Here is a 15,701-nt window from a genome sequence, read left to right as displayed (position 1 = left end):
TTTATAAATTTGGAATTTCCCAATCAATTTCTCTTTCGCCCATATTAGCTAAAATCGTATTTACTTTAGAGTATGGCTTACTACCAAAGAAACCACGTCTTGCTGATAATGGACTTGGATGTACAGACTCGATAATATGATGATTCGGATTCGTAATTAACTTCTTCTTCGCCTGCGCATGGCGCCCCCACAATATGAAAATAACTGGCTTTTCACGTTCATTCAACAGTTGAATCACACGATCTGTGAAGTGCTCCCATCCTTTTCCCTTATGAGAATTTGCTTCACTTTGACGAACTGTTAATACGGTATTTAGTAGTAATACTCCTTGCTCCGCCCATTTTACTAAATAACCGTTATTCGGAATTTCATAACCATATTCATCTCGAAGCTCTTTATACATGTTTAACAATGATGGTGGTGTTTTAACACCAGGTTGTACAGAAAAGCTTAAACCATGCGCTTGATTCGGTCCATGATACGGATCTTGTCCTAAAATAACAACCTTTGTATTTTCATAACTTGTATACTGAAGAGCGTTAAAAATATCTTCCACCTTCGGATAAACAACATGCGTGCTGTATTCTTCTGTCAAAAAACTGGATAGAGTAAGATAATACTCTTTCTCAAATTCTGGTGCCAGTAATGGTCCCCAATCATTTCTTAAAACATTTTCCATGCTTTCACTTCCTGTCCAATTAATTCAACATATCCTGTTTTGTAAATACTAAGAACGAAATAATAAGAGAAACAACTGCCCAAACAGTTAAATTCATCAAAGAAAATCCCATTGATAAGCCTTGTAATGCAGGTAATTTTCCTGATAAATAATCCGTTAATGATAAATTCACGCTAAAAATATATTTCGCGCCTTCCCAAGATGTTGCGAATGAGCTTAAGATACCGCCTGCAATTAATGCAGCTAGCATAACGCCCATACCAGCTGGTGTATTACGAATTAAAACAGAGACCATAAATGATATAGTTCCGACAACGATAGCAACAAACCAGGCTAGTCCATACGCCATTAAGATGTATTGCCACTGCGGAATAAGGTGCACAAAGTTCGTATTTAACGTTTCCTTATCAATGACGAATCCTGTTAAAACAGGTAAATTCCATCCCGAGTATCCAAATACAAGCCCTGATAATATGTAAGCAAACAAACCTACAAGGAGCAGTATGAGCGAAATGAAAAATAACATCGTCACGTATTTACTAAGGAGTATTTTCCAGCGCCGAATCGGCCGCGTAAGTAACATCTTCATCGTCCCATCACTTCGTTCTCCAGAAACGATATCAATGGCGACAATCATTACGAGAAGCGGAATAAACAATGTAATTCCTTGTTCAATAAATGCTCTGACAAAAGTCGGTGCACCTGGCGCCATCGGATTAATATCATGATCTAAATAATATTGTTGTTGTTCAACTCTTACCTTTAACCAATCACGCCATTCTTCTGGCAATCTAGAATTATTCAACCGGTTCTGAGAATCAACAATTTGCTGTTGCAATGAAACCTTCCAATCAGTTGTACCGAGTCTTTTTTGTGTCGTTTCTATTTCGCGATACTGCGCATACACAAAAAGCGGGATTAAGATTGCTAAAATAAGCATAACAACAAAAATACGTTTCTTACGGTAAATCTTTTCTGATTCATTTAAAACTAGATTCGCAAATTCACGCATGCTGCTCACCCCTTGTGAGTTCAATAAATAAATCTTCTAGCGTAAATACAAGCTCCTTAACACTATGTACATCTATTTCATTTTCTACCAAGTGTTTATTCCAACTACTTATAGATGCAATATCCATGCGGCATAATAATCGCTCGCCTTCTACACTCACTTCTCTTACTTCTTCGGCTGCTTCTAACATATCTTTCGCCTTAGAAATTGGTGTAACAATCCATTCTACACGATCACTTGCTGTTTTAATTAATTCTTCAACCTTGGCAACTGTTATCATCTTTCCTTTATGAATAATAGCAACGCGATCGCATATCATTTGCACTTCACTTAGCAAGTGACTTGAAATAAACACGCTCATATTTTCTTCTTTTACAAGCTTATGTATAAATTCCCTAAGTTCTCTAATCCCTGCTGGATCTAAACCATTCGTTGGCTCATCTAATATGAGCAATTTTGGATTCCCAAGGAGCGCCTGCGCAATTCCAAGGCGTTGTTTCATACCAAGTGAGTACGTTTTTACCTTGTCATGAATTCTTTCATCTAAATGAACCATTTCAGCAATTTCAATAATACGTTCATCTGATATATCACCTAACATACGAGCAAATTGCTTTAAATTTTCCCATCCTGTTAAATATGTATACAACTCTGGGTTTTCAACGATACTCCCAATTTGACGCATCGCCTCTCTGAAATTGTCCTTAATCGAATAACCACCGATAGAAATCGTACCTTCTGTCGCCGTAATCAATCCGACTAACATTCGAATGGTAGTCGTCTTTCCAGCACCATTTGGTCCTAAGAACCCGAACACTTCTCCTTGCTTTACATCAAAGGAAATGTCCTCTACAAGAGTCTTCTTTCCAATTACCTTCTTCAAGTCTCGTACGGAAAGTATCGTCGTCATTTTACCCCTCCTTGTTCTAGTTTTAATTTACTTACAACATTTTGAACTAAACGTTCTGCCATATACGTATAACCTACTTCGTTCGGATGAAAATGATCAGAGTATAATAAATCTTTTCCGCGGTTTTGGAATAAATCAAATGTCGGTGTAATATACACATTTTTATCGTTTAGCGCTAACTTCTCTAAAGATGCATTCCAGTCCACAACAATGTTTGAAGACCCTTTTAAATCTTCTACATCTTCAAAAGGATTGTATAAACCAAGCCAAAAAATTGGACTATCTGTATTTAATTTACGAATTTCTTCTATAATTTTCTTTGCTTCATTTTGAAACGTTTCTGTGTCAGGACGATACGTATCTAAATCTATCTTCCCAAGCGATTCCCAGCCTGGGAACAAATCATTCCCACCAATCGTTAACACGATTACATCTGCTTGCTTAATTGAATATTGAGCGCCATTACTTTCAATTTGTTTTAATAAATCGGGCATTTTTGCACCACTAACTGCTAAATTTGTTAATGCAATTTTTTGCTTATAATCTTTTTGTAAATCCTCTTTCATTCGCCCAACATAGCCAATTCCTTCTTTATCACCAACGCCACGCGTTAATGAATCACCTAAACTAACGATTTGTAACGTTCCCGTTTTCTTTTTCTCTTTTGCCACTACATCGGTCTTTTTAATTAAATTTGAAGCTTTCGGATTTAATACATCATTTACACCTGAAACAAAGCCATATGCAAATAAACAGAAAGATGCAATTGTAATGAGTAGAATTACTTTTACTACTTTTGATCTCATATCAAAACCCCTTTTAGCCCTCATAGATTGTCCATAATTATACCAAACGAAATTTTGAAAAGCGATTTTCACACCTTCTCAATTATGTCGTTTCTCTATCTACTAACTCTGGTAATAACTCTATATGCTTCACATCTAATTTCTCTTCATTAATCTTTTCATATAATAATTCAAACGCTTTCAATCCAACGTTTTTACTAGAATGCGAAATCGTCGTTATACCCAATATATCTGCCACCTCTTGATCATCACACCCAATAATCGTAATATCCTCTGGAATACGAATTCCTTGTTTTTTTGCTTCTGTAACCATCCCCGCTGCAATATGGTTACAAGATACAAGGAACGCCGTCGGTTTTACTGACATATGAGCCCATTCTCTAATTACATTGCGTCCATCTTCCACTGTAAAACACCCCTCAAATTTCCAGGTCTCTAACGGTGTTACGATACTCTTTTGAAGCGAATCTTCATACGCCCTCTTTCGTCTTTGGCTATTAACGCTATTACTTCTTCCAATACAATATCCAATACTTGTATGACCGGCATCTATTAAGCTTTTCATCCCACGTGAAAATACTTTGTAGTAATCAATATGGACACTTGAAATGCATTTTGAATCTATTTCTTCACACATAACAATCGGGCCGAATTTCGTATATTCTTCAAGCTTCTCCTTACTATTTGCCCGAGAACAAATAATAACCCCATCAAGCTTTTTCATTTTTAACATATTTAAAATTTCTAGTTCTCTTTCTTCGCTATAATTTGTCTGGCAAAGCATCATATTATAATTATTCTTTGCCGTTTCTTTTGATATCCCCTCAATAATAGCGCTATAATATTGATCATTTACGTGTGGCAATAAAACGCCAATTACATTCGTTTTTCCTTTCACTAAATGAATTGCATTCACGTTTTGCGTGTAATTTAATTCTTCTATAATCGCTAAAATTTCTTTTCGTTTCTGTTCATTTACGTACGGATGATTATTTAGTACACGTGAAACAGTTGAAACAGATACTCCAGCAAGTTCAGCAATCTTTCTTATATTTGTCATCTCACTTTCCCCTTCTCACAAAAATTCTCTCTTGACCTGGTAAGCTTTCCACAATATATCCTTTCCTAGCAAATACATTTAGAAAGGATATACAACTATGCTTCGATTCAAATTAGAATATATATTTTTCATTGGCGGTTTACTCATTCTTGCCATCGGTATTAATATGATGACGACAATTACTTCCTTTGGACTTAGCCCTTATGATTCCTTCTTTATTGCACTATATCAAAATTTTGGGATAAGTATTGGTTTTTGGATTTTCATGATTAACTTTGCCTTTACACTTATCGTACTCTTTTGGAATAAAAAACAAATTACAATCGGTACAATTGTAACGATGGTTCTTATTTCTCTTTTTGTTGATTGGATTGGTTCCATTATAACTATTATGGACGCTATCCGCTCTCTTCCAAAATATATAACACTTATTTGCGGAAATCTATTCGTTGGAGCTGGAATTGGTCTTTACGTCTCTACAAACCTTTGCGCAGCGCCTCAAGAAGCTTTCGTTTTAACCGTTGCTGAGAAGAAAAAATGGACGTTTAGAAGAACAGAGATTTCATTAGCCTTTTTATTTTTAACTTTAAGCTTTTTATTAGATGGACCTATCTATTTTGGAACCATCATCTTATCCTTTACAACAGGCTGGATTATCCAAGCATTTATTCAAGTTGGTACACAGATTTTAAATAGAAAAGAACCTATTAAGCAAGCTGCTTAATAGGCTCTTTCTGTTTTATGGTAAGAGATACTACTTAGCATCCCCTTCAATTCGATAGTTCGCTTTCAAACAATCTATTTCTTCATACCCTTGCAACGTATGTAGAATATAATCATAATCAGCAAGAGACGCACGATGCGTTACAATTACAATTTCAGCCTTTCCTTTCTCTTCAAGCGGCATTTGAATAATTTTCTCAAAGCTAACTCCGCGCTCAGAGAACAATGAAGTAATTTTTGCAAATACACCAATTTCGTCTTTTACATGCAGTCTTAAAAACTTTTTCACGACTATTTCGTCTGGCTCTTTTAATACTTTTTGATACTGTGGGACTACAGCACTATTTCCTGTTACCCCTAATCTAATATTTTGCATTACAGCAACTAAATCCGAAACAACAGCTGTCGCTGTCGGTAAACTTCCTGCCCCTGGTCCATAAAACATCGTTTCCCCAACTGCTTCACCGTACACATACACAGCGTTATATTCATTTTGTACTGCCGCAAGAGGGTGTGTATTTGGAAGTAAAGTTGGTTCAACCGTAACCTCCAATTTTTCACCATCTCGTTTTGCAAGACCGATTAATTTAATTGTATAACCTAAGCTCTTACTGTATTCAATATCTTCCTCTGTAATAGAGGTAATTCCTTTTACGTTCACATCTCCAAGCTCTACATTTGTAGAGAAACCGAGAGTAGCTAAAATCGTCATTTTTCTTGCTGCATCTAAACCTTCTACATCTGATGTTGGATCTGCTTCTGCAAATCCAAGTTGTTGGGCTTCTTTTAACACGTCGTTATATGCTCTCCCTTCGTCTGACATTTTCGTCAAAATAAAATTTGTCGTTCCATTTACAATTCCCATGACTTTCGTAATAAGATCTGAAGAGAGTCCTTCTACAATACTGCGTAGAATTGGAATTCCCCCTGCCACACTCGCTTCATAGAAGAGATCAGTTTTATTATCTTTTGCTGTCGCTAATAATTCAGCTCCATGTAATGCCATTAAGTCTTTATTTGCAGTTACAACATGCTTTCCGCTTTTTAAAGCTTGTAAAATATATAATTTTGCATCATCAATGCCACCCATTACTTCGATGACAACATCAATATTTGGATTATCTAAAATTTCATTTGCATCTTGTGTTAATAGAGTAGAAGGTACCTCTACTTCTCTCTCTTTCTCAATGTTTTGCACTAATACTTTCGTTACCTTCACTGGACAACCTACTTGGTGTATGAGTCTTTCTTGATGATCCGTAATAATACGAACTACACCACTCCCAACTGTCCCAAGACCTAATAAACCAACTTGAATTTCTTTCATAGTACTGTCCACCCCTCAAAAATTGTGTTTAGATGAAATTATATGAATAAAAAATATGAAAAACAATGTATTTCGAACATTCGGAAAAATAAAGGTTAATCTTTACAAGGAAAACGTTGCCACGTGTTACACAATCTTTCTTTACAATATATAAGGGGTTTCTTGATACACGTAATAATTCAACCAATTAGAAAACAATAAATTCCCATGACTCCTCCACCTAACAAGGGGCTTTTCATCTGGATTATTATGTTTAAAATAGTTTTTTGGCACATCAATATTTAATCCCTTGTCACGATCTCGTTCGTATTCTTGCTTTAACGTATCACAACTATATTCACTATGCCCAAGGGCAAACACTTGCCTTCCTTCTTGCCCAATGACCAGGTGAACACCCGCTTCCTCAGAATTTGCTAATAATGTTAAGTCTGTCACCTCTCTAATATCACTCTCTCGTACTTCTGTATGACGAGAATGGGGAGCAAAAAACAATTCATCAAACCCTTGTAACAATTTCACATGTTGCTCGCAAACTTCATGTTCAAATACACCGAACATTTTTTCCTTAAGAGGATACTTTGGAACACCATAATGATAATACAAGCCAGCCTGTGCCCCCCAGCAAATATGGAGCGTAGATGTTACATTCGTTTTTGAATACTCCATAATACGTTTAAGCTCTTCCCAATAATCTACCTCTTCAAAAGAAAGAGTTTCAACTGGTGCTCCTGTTATAATGAGCCCGTCAAATTTTTCATTTTCAATATCACGAAATGTTTTATAAAAGCTCATTAAATGGTCCTGCGCTACATTGCGAGAGAAATGTGATTCCATATGAAGCAAATGAACATCTAATTGCAACGGTGTGTTGCCAATTAAACGAAGTAATTGCGCTTCTGTTTCTTGCTTTGTAGGCATTAAATTTAAGATAGCAATTTTCAATGCCCGAATATCTTGTGTTTCTGCTCGCTCCTTCGTCATTACAAATATATTTTCCTTCTGCAACACTTTGCGAGCTGGTAAATCTTTATCAATTATGATCGGCATGTTCTTTGCCTCCGACTAGCGCCGCTTCTAAATCTGCAATAATATCAGAAACATCTTCTATGCCAACAGATAAACGAATTAAATCTGATGTAACGCCAGCTAGACGCTGATCTTCAGCACTTAATTGTCTATGCGTTGTGCTAGCAGGATGTATAACGCAAGTTCGTGCATCCGCTACATGCGTTACAAGAGTTGCTAGTTTTACATTTGCGATAAATTCTTTCGCCGCTTCTAATCCGCCCTTAATGCCGAATGTTAAAACACCACTAGCACCTTTTTTCAAATACGTTTGTGCTAACGAGTAATTTTCATTGCTATCTAATCCAGGATAATTCACCCATTCAATACGTTCATGGTTAGCAAGCCACTTAGCAACTACGAGAGCATTTTCACTATGACGCTCCATTCTTAAATGCAGCGTTTCTAAGCCGATATTGCTAATATACGCATTGAATGGGCTCATACAGTTTCCGTAGTCCCTTAATAATTGAACACGCGCCTTCACAATATAAGCTGCTGCACCAAAATTTTGAACGTAACTTACGCCGTGATAACTTGGATCCGGTTCAACAAGTTCAGGATATTTCCCATTTGTCCAATCGAAGTTCCCTCCGTCAATGACAATGCCGCCTAAAGAGCTTGCATGACCATCAATATATTTCGTCGTAGAATGAACGATAATATTTGCTCCGTGCTCAAATGCTTGGCATAAATAAGGAGTTGCTAATGTATTATCCACGATAAAAGGCACTTCTAACTCTTTCGCTGCATCTGAAAATTCTTTAAAATTCAAAACGTTCATCGCTGGATTTCCTAATGATTCTGCATAAATGAGCTTCGTCTTATCGTTAGCAAGTGCCGCAATTTCATCTGCCGTTAAATTGGGATTAAAGAACGTAACATCAATGCCAAGCTTACGTAAACTCACCCCAAATAAATTAAACGTTCCCCCGTAAACAGTTGAAGAGCAAAGTAAATGGTCTCCACTACTACAAATATTTAAAACTGCGAGCATAATAGCCGCTTGCCCAGAAGCCGTTGCAACAGCTCCTACCCCGCCTTCTAAATCTGATAACTTCTGCTCAAATGCAGCTAGAGTAGGGTTTCCAATACGCGTATAAATATATCCTTCTGCCTCTAAGTTAAATAGGGCTGCTAAATCATCCGAAGTATCGTATTTATACGTTGTACTTTGATAAAGTGGTAAAACACGTGGTTCACCATTCTTTGGCGTATAGCCACCTTGCACACAAATCGTTCCTTTTCCCCATGATTCTCCCATCTCTCATTCTCCTTTCTTTTATACAAAATAAAAAACTGCCCCTTTCCTGAAAACAAGAAAGGAGCAGTTTGAAAACACGCTCTAAAGGCTCTTTCTTATCTCTCAGGATTACTACCTGCAGGATTTGGCACAATTCCGTTATACGGCTGTTGCCAAGGTTTCATCGGGCCTGTCCCTCCACCTTTTCTTGATAAGACTATGCAATTACCGTTGATTTTATAGCAATAATTTCCTAATGTCAAACAGTTTTTTCTGAATGTTCTAAAATAAACATTAACAATTTCATATAAAGCAACAAAAGAAATATATTCCATACTAACTCGAAAAAGACCTTTAGAAAAAATGATTCATGTAAAATAAACCCCAATCATCTATTTTCATTAAACAAACTGTTTTAATAGAGCGTATAATTCTTCAAAATTATGCACTTCATATGTCGGTATAATCCCACTATCATTTAATTTCCTTTCTGGATTAAACCAACAAGTATCAATTCCCGCTACATATCCACCTTTAATATCGGCACTTAATGAATCCCCAATAATCAGCCCTTCTTCAGGTGCAAAGTTAGGAATCCGTTCAAAAACATAATCAAAATACTCTTTCATCGGCTTTTGAAAACCTGTATCTTCCGAAACAAAAACACCTTTAAATAATGAATGTAACCCTGCATTACGCAAACGTTTATCTTGCGTCTTAGAAACACCATTTGTCACTATATACAACTCATACTCCCCTTGAATTTGATTTATAAATTCAAACGCACCTTGCATGAGTTGATTTCCTTCTTCTAAGTAGCTACGATAATTATTTTCGAATAATATACCGTCTACTTCTTCTCCATACTCTTTAAACAACATAGAGAATCGTTTATTTACAACTTCATTACGTGATAGTTCACCTTTTTCAAAAGCATTCCAAAGACCTTTATTTATTTTTTTATAACGAGCCTCTATCTCCTCTGTTAAAGGGATTCCCTTCTCTTCAAAAAGCACCTGTAAAGCTACTTTTTCAGCCTTTTGGAAATCTAATAATGTATCATCTACATCAAATAGCAATGTTTTATATTTTTTCATAAATTCATCACACCCTCTTTTCTACAAAAACAAATTTACATAAATCGTATCATTCCTTCTTGTAAAGATAATAGGAGATATCTCATACTATAAATAGGGGTGAAAATATGAAAATCAGCAAAAATGAAGAAGAAATTTATCAATACATGCGAATCCATCAATTCCATACCCTATTTTCATTTCATGTCTTGCCATATGTAGAGCTGCATTCTTTTCAAACGAAAGAGATGATATGTAGCGAAGGAAACGCCCTCCCTTATCTCTATTACTTAATTTCTGGGAAAGCAAAAATATATATGAATCATAAAAACGGGAAAGTTTCATTAATTAATTTTATTCAAGCACCATCTTTTATCGGGGAATTAGGATTAATAGGAGTAGAAAATATCACCAAGTCCGTTGAAGTACTAGAAGATTGTGTTTGTTTAGCACTTCCTCTTAAAGATTGTCAGCAACTTTTATTACAAGATGCAACGTTTTTACAGCACTTATGCAAATTTATTGGAGAAAAGACAATTACTCGCACTGAAAATTACGCAAAAAACTATAGTTATCCTTTCGAAAATCGATTAGCTGCTTTTATTTTATTAACAGAACAAAATAATTGTTATATAGAAAAGCATACTGAGGCTGCAGAATACTTAAATGTCAGCTATCGTCATCTTTTATATGTATTAAACCAATTTTGCCAACAAAATTACTTAAAAAAAGACGGAAGAACCTATTACATACAAGATCGAATTCAATTAGAAAAACTGGCTGATGAACTTAAAATATAAAAAAAGTAGCATTAACGTTTACCTGTTAATGCTACTTTTTTTCGAGTGACGATTCTATTTTCAATTAAAATTTGCTTGCTACTTTAGCTGCTGCTTCAAGACCAGCTGTAATGATCTCTTCTGCTTTATCTGGGAATTGGTTATGTCCTTCAATAACTACTGTTTCCATATTTGTTGCACCGAAGAAGCCCATCATGCTTGCTACATATTTAACAGCCATTTCTACTTCAGCTGCTGGACCTTCAGAATATACGCCGCCGCGCGCGTTTAATAATGCAATCTTCTTATCTCCAATTAAACCAACTGGACCTTCTGGTGTATATTTGAACGTTTTACCAGCACGGTTTAAATAATCAATATATGTGTGTAACACTGCTGGAATCGTTAAGTTCCATAATGGGAAGCCGAAAACAATTTTATCAGCTTCTAGAAATTGATTTAAATACTTATCAGCAACTGCTACTGCTTTTGCCTCTTCTTCTGTTAAATCAAATCCTTTACCTGCCTTAAATGTACCATTGATCATGTCTACACCTACATATGGTAATTCTTCTTTATATAAATCAAGTTCTACTACTGTATCATTTGGGTGTGCTTCTTTATAGTTCGCTAAAAATGCCTCATATAATTTTACACTAACTGCTTGTTCCGCTGGACGGTTGTTTGCTTTAACAAATAAAACTGTTGCCATTATTTCTTCCTCCTAGTACTCACTCTTATGTTGTTATATGCTTTCAAAAAAGGTATCCCTTGTAATTGTTGTTTTGTTGCTTACAAACATATTTTATCTTTATATCAATACATTTTCGTCCTCACATAGACGTATTTTTCCATAAAAAAAGTCCACCTTCTAAAGGCGAACTAGGTCTTACGACTTTTGTCTTATACAATTCCATTTTTCACTGCATATAACGCCGCTTGCGTGCGATCAGATAAATTCAACTTACTCAAAATACTACTTACATGAGCTTTTACCGTTTTTTCTGTAATAACTAAAACAGAAGCGATCTCTTTATTACTCATCCCTTTCGCTAATAGCTGCAGCACTTCATTTTCTCTCGCCGTTAGCACATCCACTTGAATAGAAGGTTCTTCTTCCTTTTCTTCCACAGGTAGTGTTTGAGAGAGAAGAGTATTTGCTATATCCGGATGTAATTGAATATTACCTTTATATGCGCTTCGAATAGCTTCAACAAGCTGATCCGGTTCTACATCTTTTAAAATATACCCACTTGCCCCCGCCCTTAACGCTGGTAAAACATGCGCCTGATCAGAAAAGCTAGTTAATACAATTACTTTCACATTCGGATATTCTTTTTTGATGCACGCCGTCGCCTCGACACCATCCATTTCGGGCATATATAAATCCATTAATACAACATCTGGATTCGTCTCCCCTACTTTCACTAACGCTTCTTTCCCATTATTTGCTTCTCCAACTAACGTTAAATCTTCCTGTGTACTTAAGAAAAATGCTAATCCTTTTAAAACGACTGTATGATCATCGACTAACAATACTTTTATTTTCACAAACTTCCCTCATTTTCACATCATAATGGTACATTTACTTTTACGCTCGTTCGCTTCTTACTACTTACAATTTTAATTGTTCCACCAACTAATTCTACTCTTTCACGCATCGTAGTCATGCCGAGTGATTTCTTCTCTTTTATATCCTTTTCTACAAAGCCGTTTCCTTGATCGACTATTTCTAATGATACATTCTTCTCTGTCACTTTGAAATAAATCGTTGATTCTCTGACATTCGCATGTTTACTTACGTTATTCAAAGCTTCTTGTCCAATTCTCCATAACGCTTCCTCTACTACACGCGGTAAATCACGAACACCTGTAACTTGTTCCCGAATTTTCAGTCCCAAGTTTTCACCGTACTGCTTTAAAGCTGGTAATAAACCTTTTTCTAATCCTGCCGGACGAAGCTGCCAAATTAATGTTCTCATTTCCTTTAAAGCTCCTTGCGCTAGTTCCCGCATCTCATGCAAAGATTGGTCAACCTTTTCATTTTGACCTTTTAAAACGGCCTCAGCCCCTTTTGTCATAAAGGTTAATGAAAATAATTTTTGCGAAACAGAATCATGTAAATCCCTTGCTAATCGGTTTCTTTCTTCCAGTCGTACGAGTTCACGGCGCTGTTCGTTTAACCTTAGATTCTCTATTATTAATGAAACGTGATTCGATAATGCTTGAATTATATCTATTGTATTAACATCAAATTCTCCATTATTTAAACTAACACATAAAACACCAAATATATGATTTTGAATATGTATTGGCGTAGCAATAACAACTCCATTTACACGTTTTAATAGAGCTAGCTCACCTTGTTCTAACGCCTTCTTTGCCGCTTCTTTTACATCCTCTTGTAACTCTTCCTGCCCATAAGAAGCTCGCAAAGATAACTCTATTTCTTCCCTAATAAAAAACGCCACTTGATTCCACTGAAATACTTCACCTACGTGATTTACCACCTTTTCAGATAATACATTAAACTTATGAATCGTTTTTAAAGCTTGAATAAACCGCTCCAATTTCACATAGTAATGTGCTCTTCGCTTTTCATTTTCATATAATTTTGTTCGCTTTAAAGCTGTCCCGATTTGGAAAGCAACTGATTGGAGCAATACTAATTCTTCTTCCGAAAAATGTGTTTTACCTGGGCTAGCTACATTTAAAACACCAAATTTCTCTCCTCCAGCCTTTAAAGGAACCGTAGCATGATGAAGAATTCCTTCTGTATCTCCCCAATTATATTCAATTGCATTATTAATTCTTTTACATTCAATAATATTAACGGCTCTCTCTAATTTCCCATCTACGAAGCCGCGTAAACACCAACACTCACCTTCACACATCGGGCGTTTATTTTCATATTTAAGTGCCTCTGGTAACTGGTAATCGATCACCTTCGTATACTTCCCATTTTCATCCGCAAGAAAAATCCAGCCTGTCGTTAAACCTGTTACACTGAGCAATTTTTCTAGTACTGCTTGCAATACATGATATGTATCATTTGATGTATTTAATGTTTCTGCAATTTCCTTTAATATAACTAATTCATTTGTACGATTATCTCGAAACATACTCAGTCTCCTGCATACAAGATTTTAAATAGCTCTTAAAATAAATCATCTACTTTTCACTTTGTACTTATTCGTAACATTGATATAATGGTGAAAACATAGTTTTCATTATATCACTTGAGGGGGCTTTCATAATGACATTAAATAAAGCACTTACTATCGCTGGTTCTGACACAAGTGGCGGTGCTGGTATACAAGCAGATTTAAAAACATTCCAAGAACTTGGCGTATACGGAATGACATCTCTTACAACAATCGTAACGATGGATCCACATAACGGTTGGGCACATAACGTATTTCCAATCCCAGCTTCTACATTAAAACCACAATTAGAAACAACAATTGAAGGTGTTGGCGTAGACGCTTTAAAAACAGGTATGCTTGGATCAGTAGAAATTATTGAAATGGTTGCAGAAACAATCGAAAAGCACAATTTCAAAAATGTAGTAGTTGACCCTGTTATGGTATGTAAAGGTGCTGATGAAGCATTACATCCTGAAACAAATGACTGCTTACGTGACGTTCTTGTGCCAAAAGCATTAGTTGTAACGCCAAACTTATTTGAAGCTTACCAATTAAGCGGTGTGAAAATTAATTCTCTTGAGGACATGAAAGAAGCAGCGAAGAAAATCCATGCTTTAGGTGCGAAATATGTACTAATTAAAGGCGGAAGCAAGCTTGGTACGGAAACTGCAATCGACGTCCTATATGATGGAGAAACATTCGATCTTCTAGAATCAGAAAAAATCGATACAACCAATACACACGGTGCAGGTTGTACATATTCTGCTGCAATTACAGCAGAACTTGCAAAAGGAAAACCTGTGAAAGAAGCAGTAAAAACTGCTAAAGAATTCATCACAGCTGCTATTCGTTACTCATTCAAAATTAACGAATACGTAGGTCCGACTCACCATGGTGCATATCGTAAATTCGTTGTATCAAAAGAACTTGTCTAATATATAAATAAAAACACTCACAAGGTTCATACATTGCCTCTGTGAGTGTTTTTTATAAGCTTTATGTCTTCTGGTCATCTTATCTTTAAGATGCAGAGCTGACCTTATTTCTACCATTTCGTTTCGAGTAGTATAACGCATCATCCGCCGCTTGAATAAATTGCTCTGATGACCCTTCATACTCTGAAACCCCTACCGAAACCGTAATTTTTATTTTTGTTCCATCTAACAATTGAAATGGGTGACTTTCAACAGCTATACGAATTTGCTCGCCCATACGAATTCCGTAAGCTAATCCCTTATTCGGTATCAAAAGCGCAAACTCCTCTCCACCCTTTCGAAAAGCCAAATCTGGAAATTGTGAAGTTTCTCGTAAAATACATCCTACTTGTTTTAACACTTCGTCCCCTGCAGGATGCCCGTACGTATCATTTACATACTTAAAGTGGTCAATATCTATAAGTAGTAAACAAAGCAAATCATTTTTCATGTTCTTATTACTAATATGACGATTCATCTCTAAATCAAACTGTCTTACGTTTCCTAGACCTGTCAATGCGTCTACCGTTGCGTATTGCTTCATCGTTTGGAATAACTCATTGGATTGTAAAACGTAATTTGCACTTATGAATGTTATGTAGCCTGTAATAATACTAGAAATTAAATATAATCCTACTATGTTAATATCTTTAATTAACCATATATATAGTGAGGGGATTAGAATAGATAAAATATATGTATGTAACCATGCCCACTTTTCTCCTAGAGAGATATTTAGACGCGAAATAAAGATACTACCTACTCCTATCGCAATAATTGTATAAAAAGCTACTTGAGAAGCTAATGAATAATCCATAAATAATAACCTAGTTACTAAAATCATACGTAACTACTCAGCTTCTTCAAATAAAAAAACAGGCCAAATACATGTTTCCGATTC

Annotated in this window: 15 protein-coding genes, 1 pseudogene and 1 riboswitch; of the genes and pseudogenes, 3 read left to right on the top strand and 13 right to left on the bottom strand. The window is 35.8% G+C overall.

Features of this window, described 5'->3' with window-relative positions; translation table 11 throughout:
- Position 1 precedes the first annotated feature (1 nt).
- From MHI28_RS18625 to MHI28_RS18605, 5 genes are read right to left on the bottom strand one after another with little or no spacing between them, the layout of a single operon-like run.
- Positions 2-679: a uracil-DNA glycosylase gene (locus MHI28_RS18625; RefSeq protein WP_000432545.1), complete on the bottom strand. Its 678-nt coding sequence runs from the start codon at positions 677-679 to the stop codon at positions 2-4.
- A 19-nt stretch (positions 680-698) separates the two neighbouring features.
- Positions 699-1,691, bottom strand: coding sequence for an ABC transporter permease subunit (locus tag MHI28_RS18620; protein ID WP_001206482.1), 993 nt, complete (start codon positions 1,689-1,691; stop codon positions 699-701).
- Positions 1,684-2,601, bottom strand: a complete 918-nt coding sequence (locus tag MHI28_RS18615) for an ABC transporter ATP-binding protein (protein ID WP_000207706.1) — start codon at positions 2,599-2,601, stop codon at positions 1,684-1,686. Before MHI28_RS18615 ends, MHI28_RS18620 begins: the two co-directional genes overlap by 8 nt.
- Positions 2,598-3,479 carry an SGNH/GDSL hydrolase family protein gene (locus MHI28_RS18610; protein WP_002083539.1) on the bottom strand — a complete coding sequence of 294 codons (882 nt, stop codon included), beginning with the start codon at positions 3,477-3,479 and terminating at the stop codon, positions 2,598-2,600. Before MHI28_RS18610 ends, MHI28_RS18615 begins: the two co-directional genes overlap by 4 nt.
- Before the next feature lie 10 nt (positions 3,480-3,489).
- The gene (locus tag MHI28_RS18605; protein WP_000181962.1) at positions 3,490-4,467 is read right to left on the bottom strand and encodes a LacI family DNA-binding transcriptional regulator; all 978 of its coding nucleotides are present in this window, start codon (positions 4,465-4,467) and stop codon (positions 3,490-3,492) included.
- Positions 4,468-4,564: 97 nt separating this feature from the next.
- Between MHI28_RS18605 and MHI28_RS18600 the strand changes: the two genes are divergently transcribed.
- Positions 4,565-5,191: a YczE/YyaS/YitT family protein gene (locus MHI28_RS18600; protein WP_000943409.1), complete on the top strand. Its 627-nt coding sequence runs from the start codon at positions 4,565-4,567 to the stop codon at positions 5,189-5,191.
- Between the two features lie 30 nt (positions 5,192-5,221).
- Here the strand turns inward: MHI28_RS18600 and MHI28_RS18595 are convergent, their stop codons facing one another.
- The 4 genes from MHI28_RS18595 to MHI28_RS18580 all read right to left on the bottom strand — a co-directional run bounded on the left by MHI28_RS18595 (position 5,222) and on the right by MHI28_RS18580 (position 9,922).
- Positions 5,222-6,517 (bottom strand): homoserine dehydrogenase, encoded by a 1,296-nt coding sequence (locus tag MHI28_RS18595; protein WP_000659105.1) that lies wholly within the window; start codon positions 6,515-6,517, stop codon positions 5,222-5,224.
- Positions 6,518-6,658: 141 nt separating this feature from the next.
- Positions 6,659-7,564: a homoserine O-acetyltransferase MetA gene (gene metA / locus MHI28_RS18590; RefSeq protein ID WP_001121542.1), complete on the bottom strand. Its 906-nt coding sequence runs from the start codon at positions 7,562-7,564 to the stop codon at positions 6,659-6,661.
- Positions 7,548-8,846 (bottom strand): bifunctional O-acetylhomoserine aminocarboxypropyltransferase/cysteine synthase, encoded by a 1,299-nt coding sequence (locus MHI28_RS18585; RefSeq protein WP_000504772.1) that lies wholly within the window; start codon positions 8,844-8,846, stop codon positions 7,548-7,550. The genes metA and MHI28_RS18585 overlap by 17 nt, the downstream gene beginning before the upstream one ends.
- 92 nt (positions 8,847-8,938) lie before the next feature.
- Positions 8,939-9,043, bottom strand: a riboswitch (SAM riboswitch).
- Positions 9,044-9,226: 183 nt separating this feature from the next.
- Positions 9,227-9,922: a YjjG family noncanonical pyrimidine nucleotidase gene (locus MHI28_RS18580; protein ID WP_000760177.1), complete on the bottom strand. Its 696-nt coding sequence runs from the start codon at positions 9,920-9,922 to the stop codon at positions 9,227-9,229.
- Between the two features lie 107 nt (positions 9,923-10,029).
- Here MHI28_RS18580 and MHI28_RS18575 point away from each other — a divergent pair, with 107 nt between their 5' ends.
- Positions 10,030-10,701: a transcriptional regulator YeiL gene (locus MHI28_RS18575; RefSeq protein ID WP_000703315.1), complete on the top strand. Its 672-nt coding sequence runs from the start codon at positions 10,030-10,032 to the stop codon at positions 10,699-10,701.
- Between the two features lie 64 nt (positions 10,702-10,765).
- Here the strand turns inward: MHI28_RS18575 and MHI28_RS18570 are convergent, their stop codons facing one another.
- The 3 genes from MHI28_RS18570 to MHI28_RS18560 form a co-directional block, all read right to left on the bottom strand.
- A complete protein-coding gene (locus MHI28_RS18570) occupies positions 10,766-11,392 on the bottom strand; it encodes an FMN-dependent NADH-azoreductase (RefSeq protein ID WP_000246719.1) in 627 nt (208 codons plus the stop codon).
- 191 nt (positions 11,393-11,583) lie between these two features.
- Positions 11,584-12,231, bottom strand: a complete 648-nt coding sequence (locus MHI28_RS18565) for a response regulator (RefSeq protein ID WP_000695816.1) — start codon at positions 12,229-12,231, stop codon at positions 11,584-11,586.
- A gap of 20 nt (positions 12,232-12,251) precedes the next feature.
- Positions 12,252-13,802, bottom strand: coding sequence for a GAF domain-containing sensor histidine kinase (locus MHI28_RS18560; protein WP_000488150.1), 1,551 nt, complete (start codon positions 13,800-13,802; stop codon positions 12,252-12,254).
- A gap of 134 nt (positions 13,803-13,936) precedes the next feature.
- On the opposite strand from MHI28_RS18560, the gene pdxK reads away from it, so the two are divergent.
- The gene (gene pdxK, locus MHI28_RS18555; RefSeq protein ID WP_000174252.1) at positions 13,937-14,761 is read left to right on the top strand and encodes a pyridoxine/pyridoxal/pyridoxamine kinase; all 825 of its coding nucleotides are present in this window, start codon (positions 13,937-13,939) and stop codon (positions 14,759-14,761) included.
- An 85-nt stretch (positions 14,762-14,846) separates the two neighbouring features.
- Here pdxK and MHI28_RS18550 read toward each other — a convergent pair.
- Positions 14,847-15,644 (bottom strand): annotated as a pseudogene (locus MHI28_RS18550) (GGDEF domain-containing protein); the annotation flags it as partial.
- Between the last annotated feature and the right edge of the window lie 57 nt (positions 15,645-15,701).

The organism is Bacillus sp. FSL K6-0268 (assembly GCF_038005425.1).
GTDB classification, from domain to species: Bacteria; Bacillota; Bacilli; order Bacillales; family Bacillaceae_G; genus Bacillus_A; species Bacillus_A thuringiensis_S.
This window is presented reverse-complemented; position numbering and strand designations above follow the sequence as displayed.

Bases quoted from the DNA above. Each gene is read 5' to 3' on its own strand.
- MHI28_RS18625 (WP_000432545.1), bottom strand. From the start codon at position 679: ATGGAAAATGTTTTAAGAAATGATTGGGGACCATTACTGGCACCAGAA.
- MHI28_RS18620 (WP_001206482.1), bottom strand. From the start codon at position 1,691: ATGCGTGAATTTGCGAATCTAGTTTTAAATGAATCAGAAAAGATTTAC.
- MHI28_RS18615 (WP_000207706.1), bottom strand. From the start codon at position 2,601: ATGACGACGATACTTTCCGTACGAGACTTGAAGAAGGTAATTGGAAAG.
- MHI28_RS18605 (WP_000181962.1), bottom strand. From the start codon at position 4,467: ATGACAAATATAAGAAAGATTGCTGAACTTGCTGGAGTATCTGTTTCA.
- MHI28_RS18600 (WP_000943409.1), top strand. From the start codon at position 4,565: ATGCTTCGATTCAAATTAGAATATATATTTTTCATTGGCGGTTTACTC.
- MHI28_RS18595 (WP_000659105.1), bottom strand. From the start codon at position 6,517: ATGAAAGAAATTCAAGTTGGTTTATTAGGTCTTGGGACAGTTGGGAGT.
- metA (WP_001121542.1), bottom strand. From the start codon at position 7,564: ATGCCGATCATAATTGATAAAGATTTACCAGCTCGCAAAGTGTTGCAG.
- MHI28_RS18585 (WP_000504772.1), bottom strand. From the start codon at position 8,846: ATGGGAGAATCATGGGGAAAAGGAACGATTTGTGTGCAAGGTGGCTAT.
- MHI28_RS18580 (WP_000760177.1), bottom strand. From the start codon at position 9,922: ATGAAAAAATATAAAACATTGCTATTTGATGTAGATGATACATTATTA.
- MHI28_RS18575 (WP_000703315.1), top strand. From the start codon at position 10,030: ATGAAAATCAGCAAAAATGAAGAAGAAATTTATCAATACATGCGAATC.
- MHI28_RS18570 (WP_000246719.1), bottom strand. From the start codon at position 11,392: ATGGCAACAGTTTTATTTGTTAAAGCAAACAACCGTCCAGCGGAACAA.
- MHI28_RS18560 (WP_000488150.1), bottom strand. From the start codon at position 13,802: ATGTTTCGAGATAATCGTACAAATGAATTAGTTATATTAAAGGAAATT.
- pdxK (WP_000174252.1), top strand. From the start codon at position 13,937: ATGACATTAAATAAAGCACTTACTATCGCTGGTTCTGACACAAGTGGC.